Source organism: Cupriavidus sp. 05L411, assembly GCF_056398045.1.
In genome coordinates this window covers 131,958-148,693 of sequence record NZ_JBFTOQ010000006.1, presented here as the reverse complement: position 1 = coordinate 148,693, position 16,736 = coordinate 131,958, and the positions used below count along the sequence as shown (strand labels likewise).

The window sequence follows — 16,736 nt, the reverse complement described above, 5'->3', positions numbered from 1 at the left end:
GTTCGTGATAAGGGGATCCAGGCTCAGCTCAAGGGCGCGGCAACGTATTGGCGGAAGCCGGCGCGCTCGCCCACGTGCGCATACCAGCGTTCGAGATTGGGCAGCGTGGGACGATCGATCTGGGCGTCCAGGCCAAACCAGCGGCGTGCGTAGGCGCCCAGCACCAGGTCGGCCAGCGTGAAGACGCCGCCTTCCATATAGTCGCGGCCTTCCAGGTGCTGGTCGAGCATGCGCCACAGCCCTGCCACCACGCCGGCGTCAGCCGTCAGGCGAGCCACATCGCGTTCGGCGGCGGGCGTGCGCACAAAGCCCCAGAAGACCGGCCGTTCGGCCGGCTGCAAGGTCGACAACGACCAGTCCAGCCAGCGGTCCACGCTGGCGCGCACCTTTGGCCCGGCCGGGTACAGCGCACCTGCCTTGCCATACTCCATGGCGAGGTAGCGCAGGATGGAGTTCGACTCCCACAGCACAAAATCGCCATCCATGATCGTCGGGATGCGCCCGTTGGGATTCATGGCGAGATAGTTGGGCTCGTTGTTGCCGCCGAACTGCATGCCGGCGTCGATCCGCCGGAACGGCAAGCCAAGTTCTTCGCAACCCCACAGTACCTTTTGCACATTGACCGAATTCGCACGGCCCCAGATCGTCAGCATTCGATGTATTCCCGTTGGAGATTCCCGCGTTTTGCGCAATCTCCAACGATACACCAAGGCGCAGATCGGGGCGTGGGCGTGGCGCCTGCTCAAGCCCTGGCCGTTCGCAATCGCGGCGTGGCTTTCCCGGCCGAAAGCGCGGCGATGACGTTGGCCAGCATGGGGTTCTCCCGCGTGGTCGACCACGCCATGGCGGTGGTCACCACGTTCACCGATTCCTTCAGCGGCCGGACCACGACATTGTCCGGCGCGGCCTTCTTCAAGGACGCGGGAACAAGCGCGATCCCCTGCCCGCAACCCACGAAGGCGATCTGCGAAGACACCGTGCGCACCTGGTGCAGCACCCGCGGTGAGAATCCCGCGGTACGGCAGGTCGCGATGAGGCTGTCGTAGTAGACCGGGCTGACCTGCCGGGAGAACATCACGAACTCTTCATCTGCCAGCGCCGCCAGCCTGATACGCGGCACCTCGGCCAGGGCATGCGACCGCGGCAGCGCGACCGCCAGCCGGTCCTGCTTGAGAGCCATGGACTGGATCGACGGGCCCAGCTCCCCTTCCAGACGCGCGAAGGCCAGATCGACATCACCGCGCTCCAGCGCGGGCACGGCGTCGACGCTATCGATCTCCGTCACGGAAATGGTCAGCTGCGGGTACGCTGCCTTGAGATGGTCGAGCAGCGCAGGCAGCGTATCGAGCATCGCGGACGAGATCGCGCCGATCGTCAGGAGCCCGGTCTGCCCATGCACGGCTTCGCGCACCGCCACGTCGAGCCGCTCCAGCTGCTCCGCGAGCTTCTGCACCGCTGGGAGCAGCGCGGCGCCAACCGGCGTGAGCTGCGCGCCGCGCCTCGAGCGCTCGAAGAGCTTCACCTTGAGTGCCTGCTCCAGTATCTGGATCTGCTCGGTGACGGGCGGCTGGGACATGCCCAGCCGTTTGGCGGCACGCCCGAAATGCTGCTCCTCGGCGACAGCCAGGAACACCCAGAGGTGACGGACAAGCCGGAAATTGATCATGGCTGCCTTGATAGGTTTTACATATGGATAGCTTACCGGATTCGGAATTTACAGATCGGACTCCATCGCCGAAAGTGCAAACCTGGCAACCCGCTTTGCAGGCTCGAAATGACCTCCCCCACCTCACGCTCCTTGCTCGACCGCCTCGCCGCACTCGATACCAACACGGTGTCCGATGCCCTCGATTTTTACAACCTCCCCGGCGCGACCTTCGGCATTCGCCCGCTCTGGGACTGCCCGAAGATCGTTGGCCGGGCCAGCACCATCCAGCTGGGCCGCAAGACGGATGCCCAACCGACGGTGCACCTGATCACCCCGGTCGTCGCCGCCATCCAGACCGATGACCGTGTGCTTGTGATTGCAGGCGGCATCGATGGCGTCTCCTGCTGGGGCGACATCCTGGCCAATGCCGCCACCGCCAGGCAGGTGCGCGGCTCGGTGATCGACGGCCTGAGCCGCGACATCGAAGGCAGCGAATCAATCGGCTACCCCGTGTTTGGGCGCGGCGTGACCATGCTCAGCGCGCGCAACCGGGTTGTGCAGGTGGGTGCCGGCGAACCTGTCAACTTTGCTGGCGTGGTTGTGCGTCAGGATGACTACGTGATCGCCGATCGCTGCGGCACGGCGTTCGTGGCGGCCGCGCGCATCGAAGACATCGTGGCGCTTGGCGAACGCATTGCACGCCGCCAGGACTCGATGGTCAAGGCCGTGCGCGCCGGACGCTCCGTGGCTGAAGTCATGCATGACAAGGAATTCGACGCCATCCACAGTGGAGACGCCAAATGAACGCAGCAGACAAAGAACTATCGGACCTGTTCGCAGGCCTGGATACACCGGGTGTGTCCGACGCCATGGACAAGCTGGGCCTGCCCGGCCAGTGCCTTGGCATTGCGCCGCTGGACAATTACGCCCAGGTCGTGGTCGGGCCCGCCTACACCGTCAGGTACGTATCCGCCAGCACGCCGCCGGGCACGGTCGGCGACTTCATCGATGATGTGGCCGAAGGCGACGTGGTGGTGATCGACAACGACGGCCGCACCGACTGCACGGTCTGGGGCGACATCATGACCCAGTACGCCGGCGCGCGCGGCATCGCGGCCACCGTCATCGACGGCGTGTGCCGGGATGTGGCCAAGGCGCTCGGCGACGGCTATCCGTTGTTCACGCGCGGCCGGTTCATGCGCACCGGCAAGGACCGTGTCCAGGTCGAAGCGATCAATGCGCCAGTCTCCATCGGCACGGCGCGCGTCTGCGGCCGCGACATCGTCGTGGCGGACGCCAACGGGGTGGTCGTCGTCCCGCGCGACCGGGCGCGCGAGGTTGCCGAACTGGCGCGCCAGATCGAATCCGTGGAAGCACGGATCCGCGAGCACATCGCCAACGGGAAAACCCTCGGGGAAGCCCGCGCGGCACTGGGCTACCACACGCTGCAGAGGAAGGCATGATGACAACCGATGTACAACGATTGAATGAGAACCTGGCTAGCGCCCAGCCCTCGGCCACTTACCGGATGATGGACCGCGTGGCGGCTAAACGCGCATCCGGCGCCAAGGTGATTTCGCTCAGCGCGGGCGAGCCGGACTTCGATACGCCCGTGCATGTCTGCGACGCCGCGGTCGACGCGATTCGCCAGGGCCACACCCGGTACACGCAGGTCGCTGGCCTGCGCGCCCTGCGCGAAGCCGTCGCCGCCAAGTTCAGGCGCGAGAACGGGCTCGACGTGGCCTGGCAGGACACCATCGTCTGCAGCGGCGGCAAGCAGGTGATCTACAACGCCCTGGCGGCCACCCTGAACGAGGGTGACGAGGTCATTGTGCCCGCGCCTTACTGGGTCAGCTACCCGGAGATGGTCCAGCTGTGCGGGGCGCATGCCGTGGTGGTGCCGTGCGATGCGGACGTTGGGTTCAAGCTGACGCCGGCCGTCCTCGCCGTGGCAATCGGCCCGGCGACACGCTGGCTTATCCTGAATTCGCCCTCCAACCCCACAGGCGCGGTCTACACGCACGGCGAGCTGGCGGCGCTTGCCGAGGTGCTGCTGGCGCACCCGCATGTGCTGATCCTGTCGGATGACATCTACGAGCACCTGACGTTTGACGGCAAGCGCTTCCACACCATCGCCGCGGTCGAGCCGCGCCTGGCGGCGCGCACGCTGACGATGAACGGCGTTTCCAAGGCCTACGCCATGACCGGCTGGCGCATCGGCTTTGGCACCGGCCCGCGCTGGCTGCTCGAGGCCATGGAAAAGCTCCAGGGCCAGCAAACCTCCGGCGCCAGCGCCATTTCCCAGCACGCCGCGCTGGCGGCGCTCACCGGGCCGCAGGCATTCATCGCCGACACGCGGCGGGTATTCGAGGCGCGGCGCAACCTGATGGTCCGGCTGCTCGACGAAACACCGGGGATGGCCTGCGCGGTACCCGGCGGGGCGTTCTATGCATTCGCCTGCTGCGCAGGCCTGCTCGGCCGGCGAACACCCGCCGGCACGTTGCTGAGCACGGACGAGGATGTAGCGCTTGCGCTGCTGGACGAAGCCAACGTGGCCGTCGTGCACGGCAGCGCCTTCGGCCTTGCGCCCTACATCCGCCTTGCCTACGCGCTGGACACCGAGTCGCTGCGCCAGGCATGCCAGGCGATCCAGCGGTTCTGCATATCACTGAGCGGCTGAACACTGGCGCTACGCTGCCATCCAATCCTTCCAACGAAGCGTCAAAACGACCTCGGCATGCCAAGGATGTGCTCCCCGACATAGGACAGGATCAGGTTGGTCGAGATCGGCGCGACCTGGTACAGGCGGGTTTCGCGGAACTTGCGCTCCACGTCGTATTCCGCGGCGAAGCCAAACCCGCCGTGATACTGCAGGCAGGCGTTGGCGGCCTCCCAGGAGGCATCCGCGGCCAGCAGCTTGGCCATGTTGGCTTCGGCGCCGCAGGGCTGGTGTTCGTCGAACAGCCTGGCAGCCTTGAAGCGCATCAGGCTCGCGGCCTCCACATTGACGAACGCCCTTGCGATGGGGAACTGCACGCCCTGGTTCTGGCCGATGGGCCGGCCGAACACAACGCGCTCGTTGACGTAGCTGGTCACCTTGTCGATAAACCAGTAGCCGTCGCCGACGCACTCCGCGGCAATCAGCGTGCGCTCGGCGTTCAGGCCATCCAGGATGTACTTGAACCCCTTGCCCTCCTCGCCGATCAGGTTCTCCGCCGGGATCTCCAGGTTGTCGAAGAAGAGCTCGTTGGTCTCATGATTGACCATGTTGAGGATTGGCTGCACCGTCAGGCCCTTGCCGATCGCTTCGCGCAGGTCGACGAGGAAGATGGACATGCCTTCCGACTTCTTCCTGCACTCCGCCAGCGGCGTGGTCCGCGCCAGCAGGATCATGAGATCCGAGTGCTGCACGCGCGAGATCCAGACCTTCTGTCCGTTGACGACATACTTGTCGCCCTTGCGCACCGCGGTGGTCTTGATCTTGGTGGTATCCGTACCGGTGCTCGGCTCGGTGACCGCCATGGATTGCAGGCGCAGCGCGCCGCTCGCGATCTTCGGCAGGTAGTCGCGCTTTTGCTGCGCCGAGCCATGGCGCAGCAGCGTGCCCATGTTGTACATCTGGCCGTGGCAGGCGCCCGAGTTGCCGCCGGCACGGTTGATCTCTTCCATGATGACCGAGGCTTGCGTGAGGCTCAGCCCCGAGCCGCCGTATTCCTCGGGGATCAGGGCCGCCAGCCAGCCAGCGGCGGTCAGCGCATTGACGAATGCCTCGGGATAGCCCCGGGCCTCATCGATCTTGCGGAAATACTCCGACGAGAACTGCCCGCACAGGTCGCGGATGGCTTCGCGGATTTCCTGGTGTTCATCGACTTTGTTCAGCACGAGATGTCTCCGTGAGTGTTCTTCTTTGCCTGGTTTGGCTGGATCTGGAGGCGCCTGGCTTAGCCCAGCTCGGCGGTGGCGGTCATGGCGAGGGCGCCGCCCGCCTGGCGAATCCACAGCGCGACCGTCTTGCCGTCCTCGCTCAGTTTGCCGCAGGCCTGGAAACGCTGGGGCACGTGGGTCGGCCGCACGCCCTTGAAGGAAAAACTGCTGACGGTGGCGTCCGGCAGGTTCCTGCGTACCAGGTCAAGGAGCAGCACGGCCAGCAGCGGGCCGTGGACGATCAGGTCCGGGTAGTGCTCGACCGTGGTCACGTAATCGTGGTCGTAGTGAATCCGGTGGCCATTGAAGGTCAGCGCGGAAAAGCGGAACAGCAGCACCGGGTCGGGCACGATTTCGCGGGACCAGTCTTCGTCCGTGCGCGCGGCGATGGGGTCCGGCGCGGCCGCGCCCGGGGCGGCGTCCTCGCGGTAGACGATGTCGTGCTCCTCCGTCACCGCAAGGCCCTGCGGCCCCGAGTACCGATGCTCCACGGTCACAAAAGCCAGCGAGCCGGTGCGGCCCGCCTTGGCGCTCACATCCAGGATGGTGGACGTTTTCGACACGGCATCGCCCAGGCGCAGCGGCTGGTGAAAACGCAGGCGCCCGCCGGCCCACATGCGGCGCGGTAGCGGCACGGGCGGCAGGAACCCACCCCGATTGGCATGGCCGTCGATGCCCAGCTCGGACTGCCGGTGCAGCGGCAAGAAGTAGAGCCAGTGCCAGAGCGGGGGCAAGGCATCGCCGTGCACGGGCGGCGCGTCTTCGCGGTCCAGGGTCGCGCTAAGCGCCTTGACGGGAAACGCAGTGATGTCGTCCTGGGACTCGGTTGATTTGCCGATCCACGCCTTCAGTTTGGCAGTGTCCATCAATCTCTCTATGGTTATGTTCTGATCAGTCGTTGATGCCGATCAGGCCGGCGCCCGGCCCGCGCGCTCGAGCAGGCTCACAGCGCGCGCAATGACGGGCGCATCGATCATCTCGCCGTCGAGCTGGAATGCGCCCGGGCCTGACCTTGCCTGCTCGACCACTCGCGTGGCCCAGGCAAGCTGCGCTTCGGTTGGCCGGTAGGCGGCGTTGACCTCGCCCACCTGAGCAGGGTGAATGCAGAGCTTTGCCCCGAAGCCCAGGCGCCGCCCGCGTTCGGCAGCGTTGCGCAGTGCCTCGGCATCGGAGATGGCAACCGTCACCCCGTCCACCGGCGGCGCAATGCCCGCGAGCCGCGACGCGAGGACGAGCATGGAGCGGAAAAACAGCAGCTCCTGGTCGTCGCCCTCGATGCCCAGCTCGGTGCGAAAATCCACGGTCCCGAAAATCAGGCGGTCGACGCCCGGCGCACCGGCCACCTCCTTGACGTTGGCCATGCCCCTGGCCGTCTCGATGAGCGGGAGCACCTGCACGCCGGGCCGAAGGTGCCTGGCCACCAGCGCGATGTCCGCGGCGTTTTCCGCCTTGGGCAGCACAATGCCCGTCACGCCTTTCTCGCGGCAAAGGCGCACGTCATCTTCAAACCATTCGGTCTGCGTGGCGTTGATCCGCACCATGGCGCAGCCGCCGTCGGCCAGGTACGCCTCCAGCAACCCCCTTGCCCGGCACTTGTCCTCGTCGGACACCGCGTCCTCGAGATCGAGAATGACCGCGTCCGCGCCCGAGGCGTTGGCCTTGGCGAAACGCTCGGGACGATTGGCGGGCACGAAGAGATAGGAGCGGGCAATAGCGGCGGCGGCCATGGGGTCTTTATCCGGGATGGAGGACATAGGGTCAGATCGCGCCTTCGGCACTGAGCCGAACCACGTCGTCCACTGTGTAGCCCAGTTCGAGCAGGATGCGCTCGCTATGCTGGCCGAGCGCGGGAATCGCGTCCATCCGCGGCGCGAACGACTGTGGCGTGCCGGGCGGCAGCAGCGCCGGAATGATGCCCACGGGCGACGGCACGGACGTCCAGCGCTCGCGCGCCTTGAGCTGCGGATGGTTCCAGACGTCGCGCATGTCGTTCATGCGGGCATTGGCGATCTGGGCGCGCTCAAGCCGCTCGATCACCACCTCGATGGTCAGGGCGGAGAACACCGTCGTGATGATGTCGGTGAGCGCCGCGCGGCTCTGGGTGCGCAGGGAGTTGGAGACAAAGCGTTCGTCCGTTGTCAGTTCCGGCCGCTCCAGCACGACGCGGCAAAAGGCATCCCACTCGCGCTCGTTCTGCAGGCCCAGGATGATGGTCTTGCCGTCGCCAGCGACAAACGGGCCATACGGGAAGATGGTGGCGTGCGAGGCGCCGGCCCGCGGCGGTGGCGTGGCGCCATCGAACGCGTAGTAAAGCGGATAGCCCATCCACTCGACCATGCTCTCCAGCATCGACACGTCGATATGTGCGCCCTTTGCGCTCCTGCCGCGCTGCAGCAGCGCCGCCAGGATGTTGGAGTAGGCATACATGCCAGCCGCGATATCGGCAATGGAGCAGCCAGCCTTGGCGGGACTATCGGGGGTGCCGGTGATCGAGACGAAGCCGGATTCCGCCTGGATCAGCAGGTCATAGGCCTTCTTCTCCCGGTAGGGGCCATCGCTGCCATAGCCTGAGATATCGCAGACGACCATGGCGGGATAGCGCTGCGACAGCGCCGCATAGGAAAGGCCGAGCCGGTCCGCCGCGCCCGGCGCCAGGTTCTGCACCAGCACATCGGCCTGGCCAAGGAGCTTGCCCAGGATGGCCGGGGCCTCGCTGTGCTTGAGGTCCAGCGCAAGGCTTTCCTTGGAACGGTTGGTCCAGGCGAAATGCGAGGACAGGCCATCCACCCGCTCATCGTAGCCGCGCGCGAAATCGCCCACCTTGGGCCGCTCGACCTTGATGACCCGGGCGCCGAGGTCCGCCAGTTGCCGGGTACAGAACGGCGCGGCAATGGCGTGCTCGAGGGAAACGACGGTGATGCCATCCAGGGGACGCATAGCAGCCTTGTTCAGTCTGGGCCCGCCTGCCCTGCGCAGCGCAGCGGCAAACGGGAGAAGTGGGTCCACGGCGCCCCGGCCCGGCCGGAAGTCGCCACGCATGGGCAGCACGCCTGGTGCGATGCGCACCGAAGCTAGTCTCCCAGAGTGGAGGGCATCGCACCATCTCGCTTTCTCGAACCAGCCATTCGCTTCAATGGAAAGCATCGCTTTGCCAGCGGGCCCGCCGCATGAATTGCGGCACCAGCGACCCCTTGGTACAGTGGCGGCGAAGGAGTATCCATGCACTTTGACTTTGCCGACCTCAGGCTCTTTGCCCGCATCGCCGAGGAAGAAAACCTCTCTCGCGGTGCGAAAAAGGCATTTCTGTCCCCCGCCGCGGCCAGCGCGCGCCTCAAGTCCCTGGAGGAGCAGTTGGGCACCCGGCTGTTCTACCGGGAGAGCAGAGGGCTGGCGCTGACGCCTGCCGGAGAACGGCTGCTGCGCCATGCGCGGGTCATCGAGCGGCAGTTCGAACACGTGCGCAGCGATTTCGAGGAGTTCTCGAAGGATTCCGTCGGTCACATCCGCATCTTCGCGAACACCACCGCGGTCACGGAGTTCATGCCGGAAGTGCTCTCGCGCTTCATGGCGGAGCGCCCCGCCGTGACCGTCGACCTGCAGGAGCGCCTGACGCGGGACATCATCCGGGGCGTGCTCGACGGCAGCGCCGACCTCGGCATCATCTCCGGGCCCGTGAACCCGGAAGGGCTTGAAGTGGTGCACTTCAGCACCGACAAGCTCGTGCTTGCCACGCCCGTCGGCCATCCCCTCACGCAAAAGAGCAAGGTCTCGCTCGCCGACACCCTCGAGTACGAGCACGTCAGCCTGCACGAGGGCAGCACCCTGCACGCTTTCCTCACCGATCTGCTCCACGAGCAACGGCGCAAGCTGCAGATCCGCATCCAGATTCGCAGCTTCGAAGCCATGTGCCGCATGATCGAGGCGGGCGTGGGCATTGGCGTGGTGCCGCTGTCCGCAGCGCTGCGGCACCGCCAGACCATGAAGCTCGCCATCGTCGAGCTGGACGACCCGTGGGTGATCCGCGAGCGTGCGGTCATCGTGCGCGAACTGCAGGGGCTGCCCGGCTGCGCGCGCGCCCTCATCGACGAGCTGATCAGCGTGGCGCAAGCTGCCGGCGGGAGCCCGGCAAAGCTGATCGGTTAAGCACGTGGACGTCCCACCGATCTCTCCCGCCAATCTGGCGCCTACCGCATGGCAAACGGATTGCCGGCGCCCGCGCCGGTATTGATCCAGACGCTCTTGGTCTGGAGATACGCCCGGATCGCGTCGATGCCGTTCTCCCGCCCCAGGCCGGAATCCTTGTAACCGCCGAATGGCGACATGACGCTGACCGCCCGATAGGTATTCACCCACACGGTGCCGGCCTGTATCTTCTCGGCCATGCGGAATGCCCGGCCGATATCGCGGGTCCACACGCCCGCTCCAAGGCCGTAGCAGCTATCGTTGGCGATCGCGATCGCCTCGCTTTCGTCCTTGAACTTCAGGATGGAGAGTACCGGGCCAAAGACCTCCTCGCGCGCGATGCGCATTTGCGGGGTCACCCCGCAGAAGATGGTCGGCTCGACAAACCACCCTTCCCCGCACGACGCAGGCCGCCCGCCCAGCACAAGGCTGGCGCCCTCGTCCCTGGCAATCCGGATGTAGGAAAGCACCTTGTCGTACTGCGCCGGCGTGGTGATGGGGCCGACCTGCGTCGAGGCATTCATGGGGTTGCCAAGCTTTGCCGTCCTGGCCAGTGCCACCAGCTTCTCGACGAAGGCATCATGGATGTCTTGCTGCAGCAGCAGGCGGGAACCGGCAATGCAGGTTTGCCCGCTGGCCGCGAAGATCCCCGAGACCGCGCCGTTKACGGCATCGTCCAGATTGGCGTCGTTGAACACGATGTTGGGCGACTTGCCGCCAAGCTCCAGGCTGACATGCTTGAACTGCGCCGCGCACTGCTGGTTGATGACGCGGCCGGTGGCATCGGACCCCGTGAACGTGACCTTCCTGACCAGCGGATGCGTGACGAGCGGCGACCCGACCTCCGCGCCGAAACCCGTCACGACGTTGAAGACGCCGGGCGGAAAACCTGCCTCCTGAACCAGGAGCGCCAGTTCCAACGCGGAAACCGAGGTGAACTCCGACGGCTTGACCACCACCGTGCACCCGGAGGCCAGCGCCGGCGCGATCTTCCACGCCAGCAGCATCAGCGGGGAATTCCAGGGCGTGATGGCGGCCACCACGCCCAGGGGCTCGCTGCGCGTGTAGTTGAAGTAGCCCTTCTTGTCGAGCGGGATGACCGTGCCCTCGATCTTGTCGGCCAGGCCGCCAAAGTAGTAGAACCACTGCGGCAGGTACTTTACCTGCCCGCTCATCTCGGCGAGCAGCTTGCCGTTGTCTTGCACTTCGAACTCTGCCAGGCGCTCCGCATCCCTGGCGATCAGGTCGCCGAGCCTGCGCAGCAACGCGCCACGCTGGGTGGCTGTCAGCGCCGCCCAGGGGCCCGCGCGGAACGCACGATCGGCTGCGCCGGCCGCGCGGTCCACATCGGCCGCCGTGCCGCGGGCTACCTCTGCCCAGGCTTTACCGGTGAAAGGGTTCTGGGTTTCGAACCAGCGACCGTCGCTTGCATTCACGAAGGTCCCGTCGATGAACATTTGATATTGCTTCATGGCGCGATGCTGTCCGGTCAGATTGAAATTGCAGGATGGATGCACAGGATGGCAAGCCGCGGCGGGACGGCTAGAACGGCGCGAAGCCCAGATGCTGGCGGAACCGGTTCTTGACGAAAACGCCATCGCGCGGCGGCAAGGCGCGCTGGTGCTCTTCGGCGGCGATGCTCACCTGCGCCACGGTCATGCCGTCGGCGTTCCTGATCGCCTGCACCAGCGTGTGCACCTCCTCCATGTCAAAGATCTCCAGCGTGGAAGGCACGCCGCACGCCTTGGCCACCTTTGCCAGGTTGGTGCCCAGGTTGGTGTGGCTTTGCTGCATGCCGGTCTCGCCAAAGTGGCCATTGTCCAGGATCACCACAGCGAGGTTGTTCGGGTTCTGCGCCGCGGCGGTCGCCAGGCTGCCGATGCCCATCAACTGCTCGCCATCGCCGGTGATGGCGATCACCTGCTTTTGCGGTTGTGCCAGGGCCAGCCCCAGCGCCACCGACGTGGAGCCGCCCATGGCGCCCCACAGGTAGAAATTGCCCGGGCGGTCGCCGGCGGCAAAGACGTCGTACGAGGGCGAGCCGAGACCGGTCACGACCAGCGCATCGGGAAACTGCCTGAGCAGCGTGGCAACGAAATCGCGGCGGTCGATCGCCGGCTTGGAGGTCAAGGTAGTCATAGGTTCAGTGCACCCATTTTTTGCGGCCGATGAGGCTTTGAGAGAGAAGAATCGCCACGCGTTGCCCGGCGTCGAAGGCGCTAGCCAGGCCTGCGTCGACCAGTTCGGCAGCGTCTTGCGGCGAGTCCACGCGGTACACCGTGATGCCCATCAGCTTGAGCGCCGCCTCGGTTGCCAGGCCCATCGGTCCCTGCCAGGGATTGAACTCGGCGTACTCGCCACGCATGGTCACGATGGTGAAAAACGGGAAACGGCAGCTATCCAGCAGCGAGAACATGTTCACGCAGTTGCCCACGCCGCTGCTCTGCATGAGCAGGACCGCGCGCTCGCCGCCCAGCCACGCGCCGCTGACAACGCCGACGCCCTCCTCCTCGGTGGTGAGGACAATGTCGCGGATCGCCGGGTCAGCCTTGGCCCGCTTGATGACGTGCGAGTGCCCGGCATCCGGCACGTAGGCAATTTGCCGGACCCCGGCTTGCTTGATGACTTGGAAGATGTCCTCTTGCCAGGCAAGAGGCTCAGGAGCTGAATTTGGATTTGGATTTGGATTTGTCATGGGTAGTGATCCAGGGAGGGGAACAACGCTGCTATCATAGAATTGAATGGAATCTCCAATGAAATACAATAATTTGATTCCTCCATCAGTAATTTGGATAGCCGGCCAATCACCAGAATCACAGGATCACGCCCATGGACATCAAGCAGCTTCGCGCCCTCCTGGCCATCGCCGAGACCGGCAGCGCCACCAAGGCCGCCGARCTTCTTCGCATCGTGCAGCCGGCCGTTTCCCGGCATGTGCGGCTGCTTGAGGAGGAGTTCGGCGTAGAGCTGTTCGAGCGCGAACGGCACGGCATGGTCCTCACCGACGCGGGCCGGACGCTGGTTGAGTACGGGCGCCGCGCGCTGCGCGAGCTCGACCGGGCCAAGGCGGAGATCCAGCCGGTAGCCGGGGCAATCTCCGGCATGGCCGCCGTCGGCCTGCTTCCCAGCACCTGCGAGCTGCTGGCCGCGGAGCTGGTCGCAACTGTCAAAGGCAAGCACCCGCAACTGGTCGTGCGGCTCAACGTGGGTTACGCGGGCAACCTCCTGCAATGGCTGGAGGCGGGCGACGTCGAGATCGCGCTGCTGTACGACATCAAGGCGTCCCCCGGCTTGCAGGTCGAGGCGCTGCTCGACGAGCAGCTCTGCCTGATTGGCCTCCCCGGCACCGTGCCCGCGGGCGCCGCGCATACCATCGAGAGCCTGCGGGACCTGCCGCTGGTGCTGCCCAATGCGCCGCACGGCCTGCGCACTGTGGTCGAGCATGCGTGCGCGGTGGCGGGGGTGACGCTCACGATCGCCGTCGAGACCAACTCCCTGAGCGTGCAGAAATCCCTGGTTGCCAAGGGCTTTGGCTATACGGTCCTGCCCAGCTCCGCCGTCTCCGAAGAGCTGGAAAAAGGGACGCTGGCCGCGGCGCCGATCACCTCGCCCAACCTTTCCCGGCGTATCGTGCTGGCGCATCCGGCCACACGCCGGATGTCGCCTGCCGCCAGCTTCGCCTCGGCGGAACTGGCCACGCTGATCAAGCGCCTGGTGCTGGATGGCGCCTGGCCGGGCGCCACCTGGATTGGCGCGTAGCCTGCCGGCCCCGCATTCAGTCCGCCTGGATGTTGCCCGCCTTGATCACCTCCGCCCAGCGACGTGTCTCCGCCTGCACGAACCTGGCGGCGTTATCCGGGCTGGAATCCACCACGGGCTCCACGCCGATCTTCTCCATCCGCTCCCGCACTTCCGGGTCCTTGACGGCCTGCTGCAGGGCCACGCTCAGCTTTTCGATCACGGGCGCGGGGGTGCCACGGGGCACCATCACCATGTTCCAGATCGACGTCTCGTAGTTGGGAAAGCCCGCTTCCTTCATCGTCGGGACATTCGGCAGCACGCTGGAACGCGTCCCGGTGGTGACCGCGAGCGCCTTCAGGCGCCCGGCCTTGATCATGGGCGCGGAGGTGGATACGGCATCGGTAATGAACTGCAGGTCGCCGGACATCACGGACTGGATCGCCTGGCTGGCACCCCGGTAAGACGCGTGGACGACGTCCAGGTGCTCCTGGTACTTCAGCAGCTCCACGGCCATATGCAACGCGCTGCCCTTGCCGGCGGAGCCGTAGCTGTACTTGCCGGGATTCTTCTTGATCTCGTCGACCAGCTCCTTTGCCGTGTTGGCTTTCACCGATGGGTTCACCGAGAGCACCATCGGCACGGCGGCCACGATTGTTATGGTGCGGGCCAGGGGAAAATCGCCAAACCCGTGGAGACGATGGTAGCCAGCGGGCAAGCGAATGGTGAAATAGAAAATGACGCTGCTGCCATCAGCGAACGACATGCCTGCAGCGCGCGCCCAGGCGGCGCCGAACGCAAAAACGCCGCGCTGCGGTTGCAGGGCGGCGTGCTTGCCATGGCGGCGGGCCATGGCCCGCTGTCATCTCCAGCGTTAGTCCGCTTCCACCTTCATCGTTCTCAGCAGCGGTTGCCATTTGTCGCTTTCCGTCTTGAGCCAGCCATGCAGTCCTTCCGGCGTCTGCTTGTCGACGGGCACGATCTCGGCGCCAAGGTCATCGAGGCGCTTCGCTACCATCGGGTCCTGCAAGCCCTGCTGCAGTGCCTTGGTCAGGCGTGCGGTGACGGCAGGCGGCGTGCCCTTGGGCGCGTAGACGCCATGCCAGACCTTCATCTCGAAGCCCTTCAGGCCGCCCTCCTGCAGCGTCGGCGCATTGGGCAGCGCCTTGATGCGCTTGGGCGTGGTCACGCCATAGAACCTGAGCCGGTTGGCGTTGATATGCGGCAGTGTTGATGTGGTCTGGTCGCACAACAGGTCGACCTGCCCACCGAGCAGCGCAGTGAGCGCCGGCCCGGTGCCCTGGTAAGGAATCGCGTTCAGCTTCACATGCACTGCCTCCTCGAACAGCAGCCCGCACAGCTGGGATACCGCCCCCAGGCCGGCGTTGGCCAGGGATACCTTGTCCTTGTTCTGGGCGACGTACTTCACCAAGTCTTGCGTGGTGGCCGGGGGCAGGTCCTTGCGCCCGAGCAGCGTCATCGGGACATCCGCGACTTGCCCGATGTACTCGAAGTCCTTGAGCGGGCCGTACGACAGCTTCTTGTACAGCGCGGGCGCCGTCGCCATCCCGTTGTGGTGGATCAGGATCGTGTAGCCATCCGGCTGGGCCCGCGCGACATAGGCCGCCGCGACCGTGCCGCCGGCACCGAGGCGGTTCTCCACGATCACGCTTTGCCCGAGATCCCTGGACATCGCCTGCGCAAGTGCCCGCGCCACGACATCCGTCGGGCCGCCCGCCGAAAAGGGAACCACCAGCGTGACCGGCTTGGATGGGAACGCATCCACGGCCATCGCGCCCGAGGCAAGCCCCGCCGCAAGCGGTCCGAAAATCATCCACTTCAAGCCAGTGCCTACGTGCTTCATCGCGGTCATGCCAGTCATCGTTGTCTCCGAAACCAGGCCGGCAAGCTGGAGCGCTTGCCTGTTCCAAGGTGCTGGCCGAAGGTTGCCGGATAAGCCGGCGCGAGAGAATCAYGATTACCTGAACGGGCCATACGCCGTGGCCGAACGCGGGCCCGCCGCCCGCTATACTCTAGCCCCTCAAAAGCCTCAAGCCTCAAGTAACCGGAAGCCGTCATGCCCACTATCCCCGCCTGCCCCCAATGCGCCCTGGAGAACACCTACCCCGACGGCGACAACTATGTCTGCGCCGACTGCGGCCACGAGTGGGCCATGGTGGCCGCCGCGCAGGAAGATGACAGCGCCCAGGCCGTGGTGAAAGATGCCAACGGCGCCGTGTTGAACGACGGCGACGCCGTGGTGCTGATCAAGGACCTGAAGGTCAAGGGCTCGTCCATCACGCTGAAGATGGGCACCAAGGTCAAGAGCATCCGGCTGGTGGGCGGCGACCACGAGGTCGATTGCAAGATGGACGCCGGCAGCTTCATGCTCAAGGCCTGCTACCTGCGCAAGGCCTGAGCCTGCTTGACACTCCGCACGCTGTTGGTTGCGGCCCCGGTTCCGGTCAGCGCGTGGCCACGATGAAGAACCGCGGGAATGGCAGCAGCACCGTGCCGTCCGCCATCGGCGGATAAGCGCGCGCCACTTGCGCGGTGTAGCGCTCCAGGTAAGCCGCGCGCTCGGCTTCATCCAGCGGGTCCAGGAAGGGGCGCAGGCCAGTGCCCTTGAACCACTCGACAATCGCCGCGGGGCCGCCGGCCAGTGCGTGATGGTAGGTGGTGTGCCAGACATCGACCGCTGCGCAATGTGCGCGCAGCAGTTCGTAGTACCAGCCAGCCCCCTGCAGCCCGGTACGCGCCTGCGAAGCGGCGGCCAGCTTGCCGGCCCACGGGCCGTCGGCGGCGACTTCGCGCATCAGGCGGTGAGCGGGCGTGTCCAGCGTGTCGGGCACCTGGATCGCGAGGCTGCCGCCGGGCGCCAGCTTGGCGGCAAGCGCGGGCAGCAGGCGGCCGTGGTCAGGCAGCCATTGCAGCACGGCATTGGCGAGGATCACGTCGTAAGGGCCCGGGTCGTACCAGGCTTCGATGCGGCTCACCTCGAACTTCAACGCCGGCAGCCGCTTGCGCGCGGCTTCGACCATGTCGGCCGAGCTGTCCAGCCCGGTCACGCTCGCGCCGGGAAAACAGGCGGCCAGCACTTCGGTCGAGTTGCCCGGACCGCAGCCGATGTCTACCGCGACGCGCGGCTCGCGCCCCGGCACCGCGGCCAGCAGATCGCGCACCGGGCGGGTACGTTCGTTCTCGAATTTCACGTATTGCTTGGCTGACCAAGTCATTGCTGCTC

At 65.8% G+C, this 16,736-nt stretch carries 18 protein-coding genes; 6 read left to right on the top strand and 12 right to left on the bottom strand.

Annotation, left to right across the window (positions count from 1 at the left end; genetic code table 11):
- Window positions 1-23: 23 nt before the first annotated feature.
- Together AC1DQR_RS09170 and AC1DQR_RS09165 are read right to left on the bottom strand one after the other, a co-directional pair.
- A complete protein-coding gene (locus tag AC1DQR_RS09170) occupies window positions 24-653 on the bottom strand; it encodes a glutathione S-transferase family protein (RefSeq protein WP_416048863.1) in 630 nt (209 codons plus the stop codon).
- Window positions 654-742: 89 nt separating this feature from the next.
- Window positions 743-1,666, bottom strand: a complete 924-nt coding sequence (locus tag AC1DQR_RS09165; protein ID WP_416048864.1) for a LysR family transcriptional regulator — start codon at window positions 1,664-1,666, stop codon at window positions 743-745.
- Window positions 1,667-1,774: 108 nt separating this feature from the next.
- Here AC1DQR_RS09165 and AC1DQR_RS09160 point away from each other — a divergent pair, with 108 nt between their 5' ends.
- From AC1DQR_RS09160 to AC1DQR_RS09150, 3 genes are read left to right on the top strand one after another with little or no spacing between them, the layout of a single operon-like run.
- Window positions 1,775-2,452 (top strand): RraA family protein, encoded by a 678-nt coding sequence (locus AC1DQR_RS09160; RefSeq protein ID WP_477132894.1) that lies wholly within the window; start codon window positions 1,775-1,777, stop codon window positions 2,450-2,452.
- On the top strand, window positions 2,449-3,111 hold the full coding sequence (locus tag AC1DQR_RS09155; RefSeq protein ID WP_416048866.1) for an RraA family protein: 663 nt from the start codon (window positions 2,449-2,451) through the stop codon (window positions 3,109-3,111). The genes AC1DQR_RS09160 and AC1DQR_RS09155 overlap by 4 nt, the downstream gene beginning before the upstream one ends.
- Window positions 3,111-4,328, top strand: a complete 1,218-nt coding sequence (locus AC1DQR_RS09150; RefSeq protein WP_416050505.1) for a pyridoxal phosphate-dependent aminotransferase — start codon at window positions 3,111-3,113, stop codon at window positions 4,326-4,328. The genes AC1DQR_RS09155 and AC1DQR_RS09150 overlap by 1 nt, the downstream gene beginning before the upstream one ends.
- Window positions 4,329-4,369: 41 nt before the next feature.
- On the opposite strand, the gene AC1DQR_RS09145 is transcribed toward AC1DQR_RS09150, so the two are convergent.
- Genes AC1DQR_RS09145 through AC1DQR_RS09130 form a run of 4 tightly spaced genes read right to left on the bottom strand, consistent with a single transcriptional unit; the run spans window position 4,370 to window position 8,509 of the window.
- Window positions 4,370-5,530 (bottom strand): acyl-CoA dehydrogenase family protein, encoded by a 1,161-nt coding sequence (locus AC1DQR_RS09145; RefSeq protein ID WP_416048867.1) that lies wholly within the window; start codon window positions 5,528-5,530, stop codon window positions 4,370-4,372.
- A 59-nt stretch (window positions 5,531-5,589) separates the two neighbouring features.
- Window positions 5,590-6,438: an HTD2 family dehydratase gene (locus tag AC1DQR_RS09140; protein WP_416048868.1), complete on the bottom strand. Its 849-nt coding sequence runs from the start codon at window positions 6,436-6,438 to the stop codon at window positions 5,590-5,592.
- 42 nt (window positions 6,439-6,480) lie between these two features.
- The gene (locus tag AC1DQR_RS09135) at window positions 6,481-7,299 is read right to left on the bottom strand and encodes an HpcH/HpaI aldolase/citrate lyase family protein (protein WP_477132893.1); all 819 of its coding nucleotides are present in this window, start codon (window positions 7,297-7,299) and stop codon (window positions 6,481-6,483) included.
- 31 nt (window positions 7,300-7,330) lie between these two features.
- Window positions 7,331-8,509: a CaiB/BaiF CoA transferase family protein gene (locus tag AC1DQR_RS09130; RefSeq protein WP_416048870.1), complete on the bottom strand. Its 1,179-nt coding sequence runs from the start codon at window positions 8,507-8,509 to the stop codon at window positions 7,331-7,333.
- Between the two features lie 282 nt (window positions 8,510-8,791).
- Between AC1DQR_RS09130 and AC1DQR_RS09125 the strand changes: the two genes are divergently transcribed.
- Window positions 8,792-9,715 (top strand): LysR family transcriptional regulator, encoded by a 924-nt coding sequence (locus tag AC1DQR_RS09125; RefSeq protein ID WP_416048871.1) that lies wholly within the window; start codon window positions 8,792-8,794, stop codon window positions 9,713-9,715.
- Between the two features lie 41 nt (window positions 9,716-9,756).
- Here the strand turns inward: AC1DQR_RS09125 and AC1DQR_RS09120 are convergent, their stop codons facing one another.
- The 3 genes from AC1DQR_RS09120 to AC1DQR_RS09110 form a co-directional block, all read right to left on the bottom strand.
- Window positions 9,757-11,226, bottom strand: a complete 1,470-nt coding sequence (locus AC1DQR_RS09120; protein ID WP_416048872.1) for an aldehyde dehydrogenase — start codon at window positions 11,224-11,226, stop codon at window positions 9,757-9,759.
- 70 nt (window positions 11,227-11,296) lie between these two features.
- Window positions 11,297-11,893 carry a thiamine pyrophosphate-dependent enzyme gene (locus AC1DQR_RS09115; protein WP_477132892.1) on the bottom strand — a complete coding sequence of 199 codons (597 nt, stop codon included), beginning with the start codon at window positions 11,891-11,893 and terminating at the stop codon, window positions 11,297-11,299.
- A gap of 4 nt (window positions 11,894-11,897) precedes the next feature.
- Window positions 11,898-12,449, bottom strand: coding sequence for a phosphonopyruvate decarboxylase (locus AC1DQR_RS09110; RefSeq protein ID WP_416048874.1), 552 nt, complete (start codon window positions 12,447-12,449; stop codon window positions 11,898-11,900).
- A 134-nt stretch (window positions 12,450-12,583) separates the two neighbouring features.
- Between AC1DQR_RS09110 and AC1DQR_RS09105 the strand changes: the two genes are divergently transcribed.
- Window positions 12,584-13,513 (top strand): LysR family transcriptional regulator, encoded by a 930-nt coding sequence (locus AC1DQR_RS09105; RefSeq protein ID WP_416048875.1) that lies wholly within the window; start codon window positions 12,584-12,586, stop codon window positions 13,511-13,513.
- Between the two features lie 16 nt (window positions 13,514-13,529).
- On the opposite strand, the gene AC1DQR_RS09100 is transcribed toward AC1DQR_RS09105, so the two are convergent.
- Both AC1DQR_RS09100 and AC1DQR_RS09095 read right to left on the bottom strand, forming a co-directional pair.
- Window positions 13,530-14,345 (bottom strand): Bug family tripartite tricarboxylate transporter substrate binding protein, encoded by an 816-nt coding sequence (locus AC1DQR_RS09100; RefSeq protein ID WP_416048876.1) that lies wholly within the window; start codon window positions 14,343-14,345, stop codon window positions 13,530-13,532.
- Between the two features lie 21 nt (window positions 14,346-14,366).
- Window positions 14,367-15,356, bottom strand: coding sequence for a tripartite tricarboxylate transporter substrate-binding protein (locus tag AC1DQR_RS09095; RefSeq protein ID WP_416050506.1), 990 nt, complete (start codon window positions 15,354-15,356; stop codon window positions 14,367-14,369).
- 213 nt (window positions 15,357-15,569) lie between these two features.
- Here AC1DQR_RS09095 and AC1DQR_RS09090 point away from each other — a divergent pair, with 213 nt between their 5' ends.
- On the top strand, window positions 15,570-15,911 hold the full coding sequence (locus AC1DQR_RS09090) for a zinc ribbon domain-containing protein YjdM (RefSeq protein WP_416048877.1): 342 nt from the start codon (window positions 15,570-15,572) through the stop codon (window positions 15,909-15,911).
- A gap of 46 nt (window positions 15,912-15,957) precedes the next feature.
- Here AC1DQR_RS09090 and tam read toward each other — a convergent pair whose 3' ends face one another.
- Window positions 15,958-16,728 carry a trans-aconitate 2-methyltransferase gene (tam, locus tag AC1DQR_RS09085; RefSeq protein ID WP_416048878.1) on the bottom strand — a complete coding sequence of 257 codons (771 nt, stop codon included), beginning with the start codon at window positions 16,726-16,728 and terminating at the stop codon, window positions 15,958-15,960.
- Window positions 16,729-16,736 lie beyond the last annotated feature (8 nt).

Coding starts and splice junctions, on each gene's coding strand:
- AC1DQR_RS09170 (WP_416048863.1), bottom strand. CDS start 653: ATGCTGACGATCTGGGGCCGTGCGAATTCGGTCAATGTGCAAAAGGTA.
- AC1DQR_RS09165 (WP_416048864.1), bottom strand. CDS start 1,666: ATGATCAATTTCCGGCTTGTCCGTCACCTCTGGGTGTTCCTGGCTGTC.
- AC1DQR_RS09160 (WP_477132894.1), top strand. CDS start 1,775: ATGACCTCCCCCACCTCACGCTCCTTGCTCGACCGCCTCGCCGCACTC.
- AC1DQR_RS09155 (WP_416048866.1), top strand. CDS start 2,449: ATGAACGCAGCAGACAAAGAACTATCGGACCTGTTCGCAGGCCTGGAT.
- AC1DQR_RS09150 (WP_416050505.1), top strand. CDS start 3,111: ATGACAACCGATGTACAACGATTGAATGAGAACCTGGCTAGCGCCCAG.
- AC1DQR_RS09140 (WP_416048868.1), bottom strand. CDS start 6,438: ATGGACACTGCCAAACTGAAGGCGTGGATCGGCAAATCAACCGAGTCC.
- AC1DQR_RS09135 (WP_477132893.1), bottom strand. CDS start 7,299: ATGGCCGCCGCCGCTATTGCCCGCTCCTATCTCTTCGTGCCCGCCAAT.
- AC1DQR_RS09130 (WP_416048870.1), bottom strand. CDS start 8,509: ATGCGTCCCCTGGATGGCATCACCGTCGTTTCCCTCGAGCACGCCATT.
- AC1DQR_RS09125 (WP_416048871.1), top strand. CDS start 8,792: ATGCACTTTGACTTTGCCGACCTCAGGCTCTTTGCCCGCATCGCCGAG.
- AC1DQR_RS09115 (WP_477132892.1), bottom strand. CDS start 11,893: ATGACTACCTTGACCTCCAAGCCGGCGATCGACCGCCGCGATTTCGTT.
- AC1DQR_RS09110 (WP_416048874.1), bottom strand. CDS start 12,449: ATGACAAATCCAAATCCAAATCCAAATTCAGCTCCTGAGCCTCTTGCC.
- AC1DQR_RS09100 (WP_416048876.1), bottom strand. CDS start 14,345: ATGGCCCGCCGCCATGGCAAGCACGCCGCCCTGCAACCGCAGCGCGGC.
- AC1DQR_RS09095 (WP_416050506.1), bottom strand. CDS start 15,356: ATGAAGCACGTAGGCACTGGCTTGAAGTGGATGATTTTCGGACCGCTT.
- AC1DQR_RS09090 (WP_416048877.1), top strand. CDS start 15,570: ATGCCCACTATCCCCGCCTGCCCCCAATGCGCCCTGGAGAACACCTAC.
- tam (WP_416048878.1), bottom strand. CDS start 16,728: ATGACTTGGTCAGCCAAGCAATACGTGAAATTCGAGAACGAACGTACC.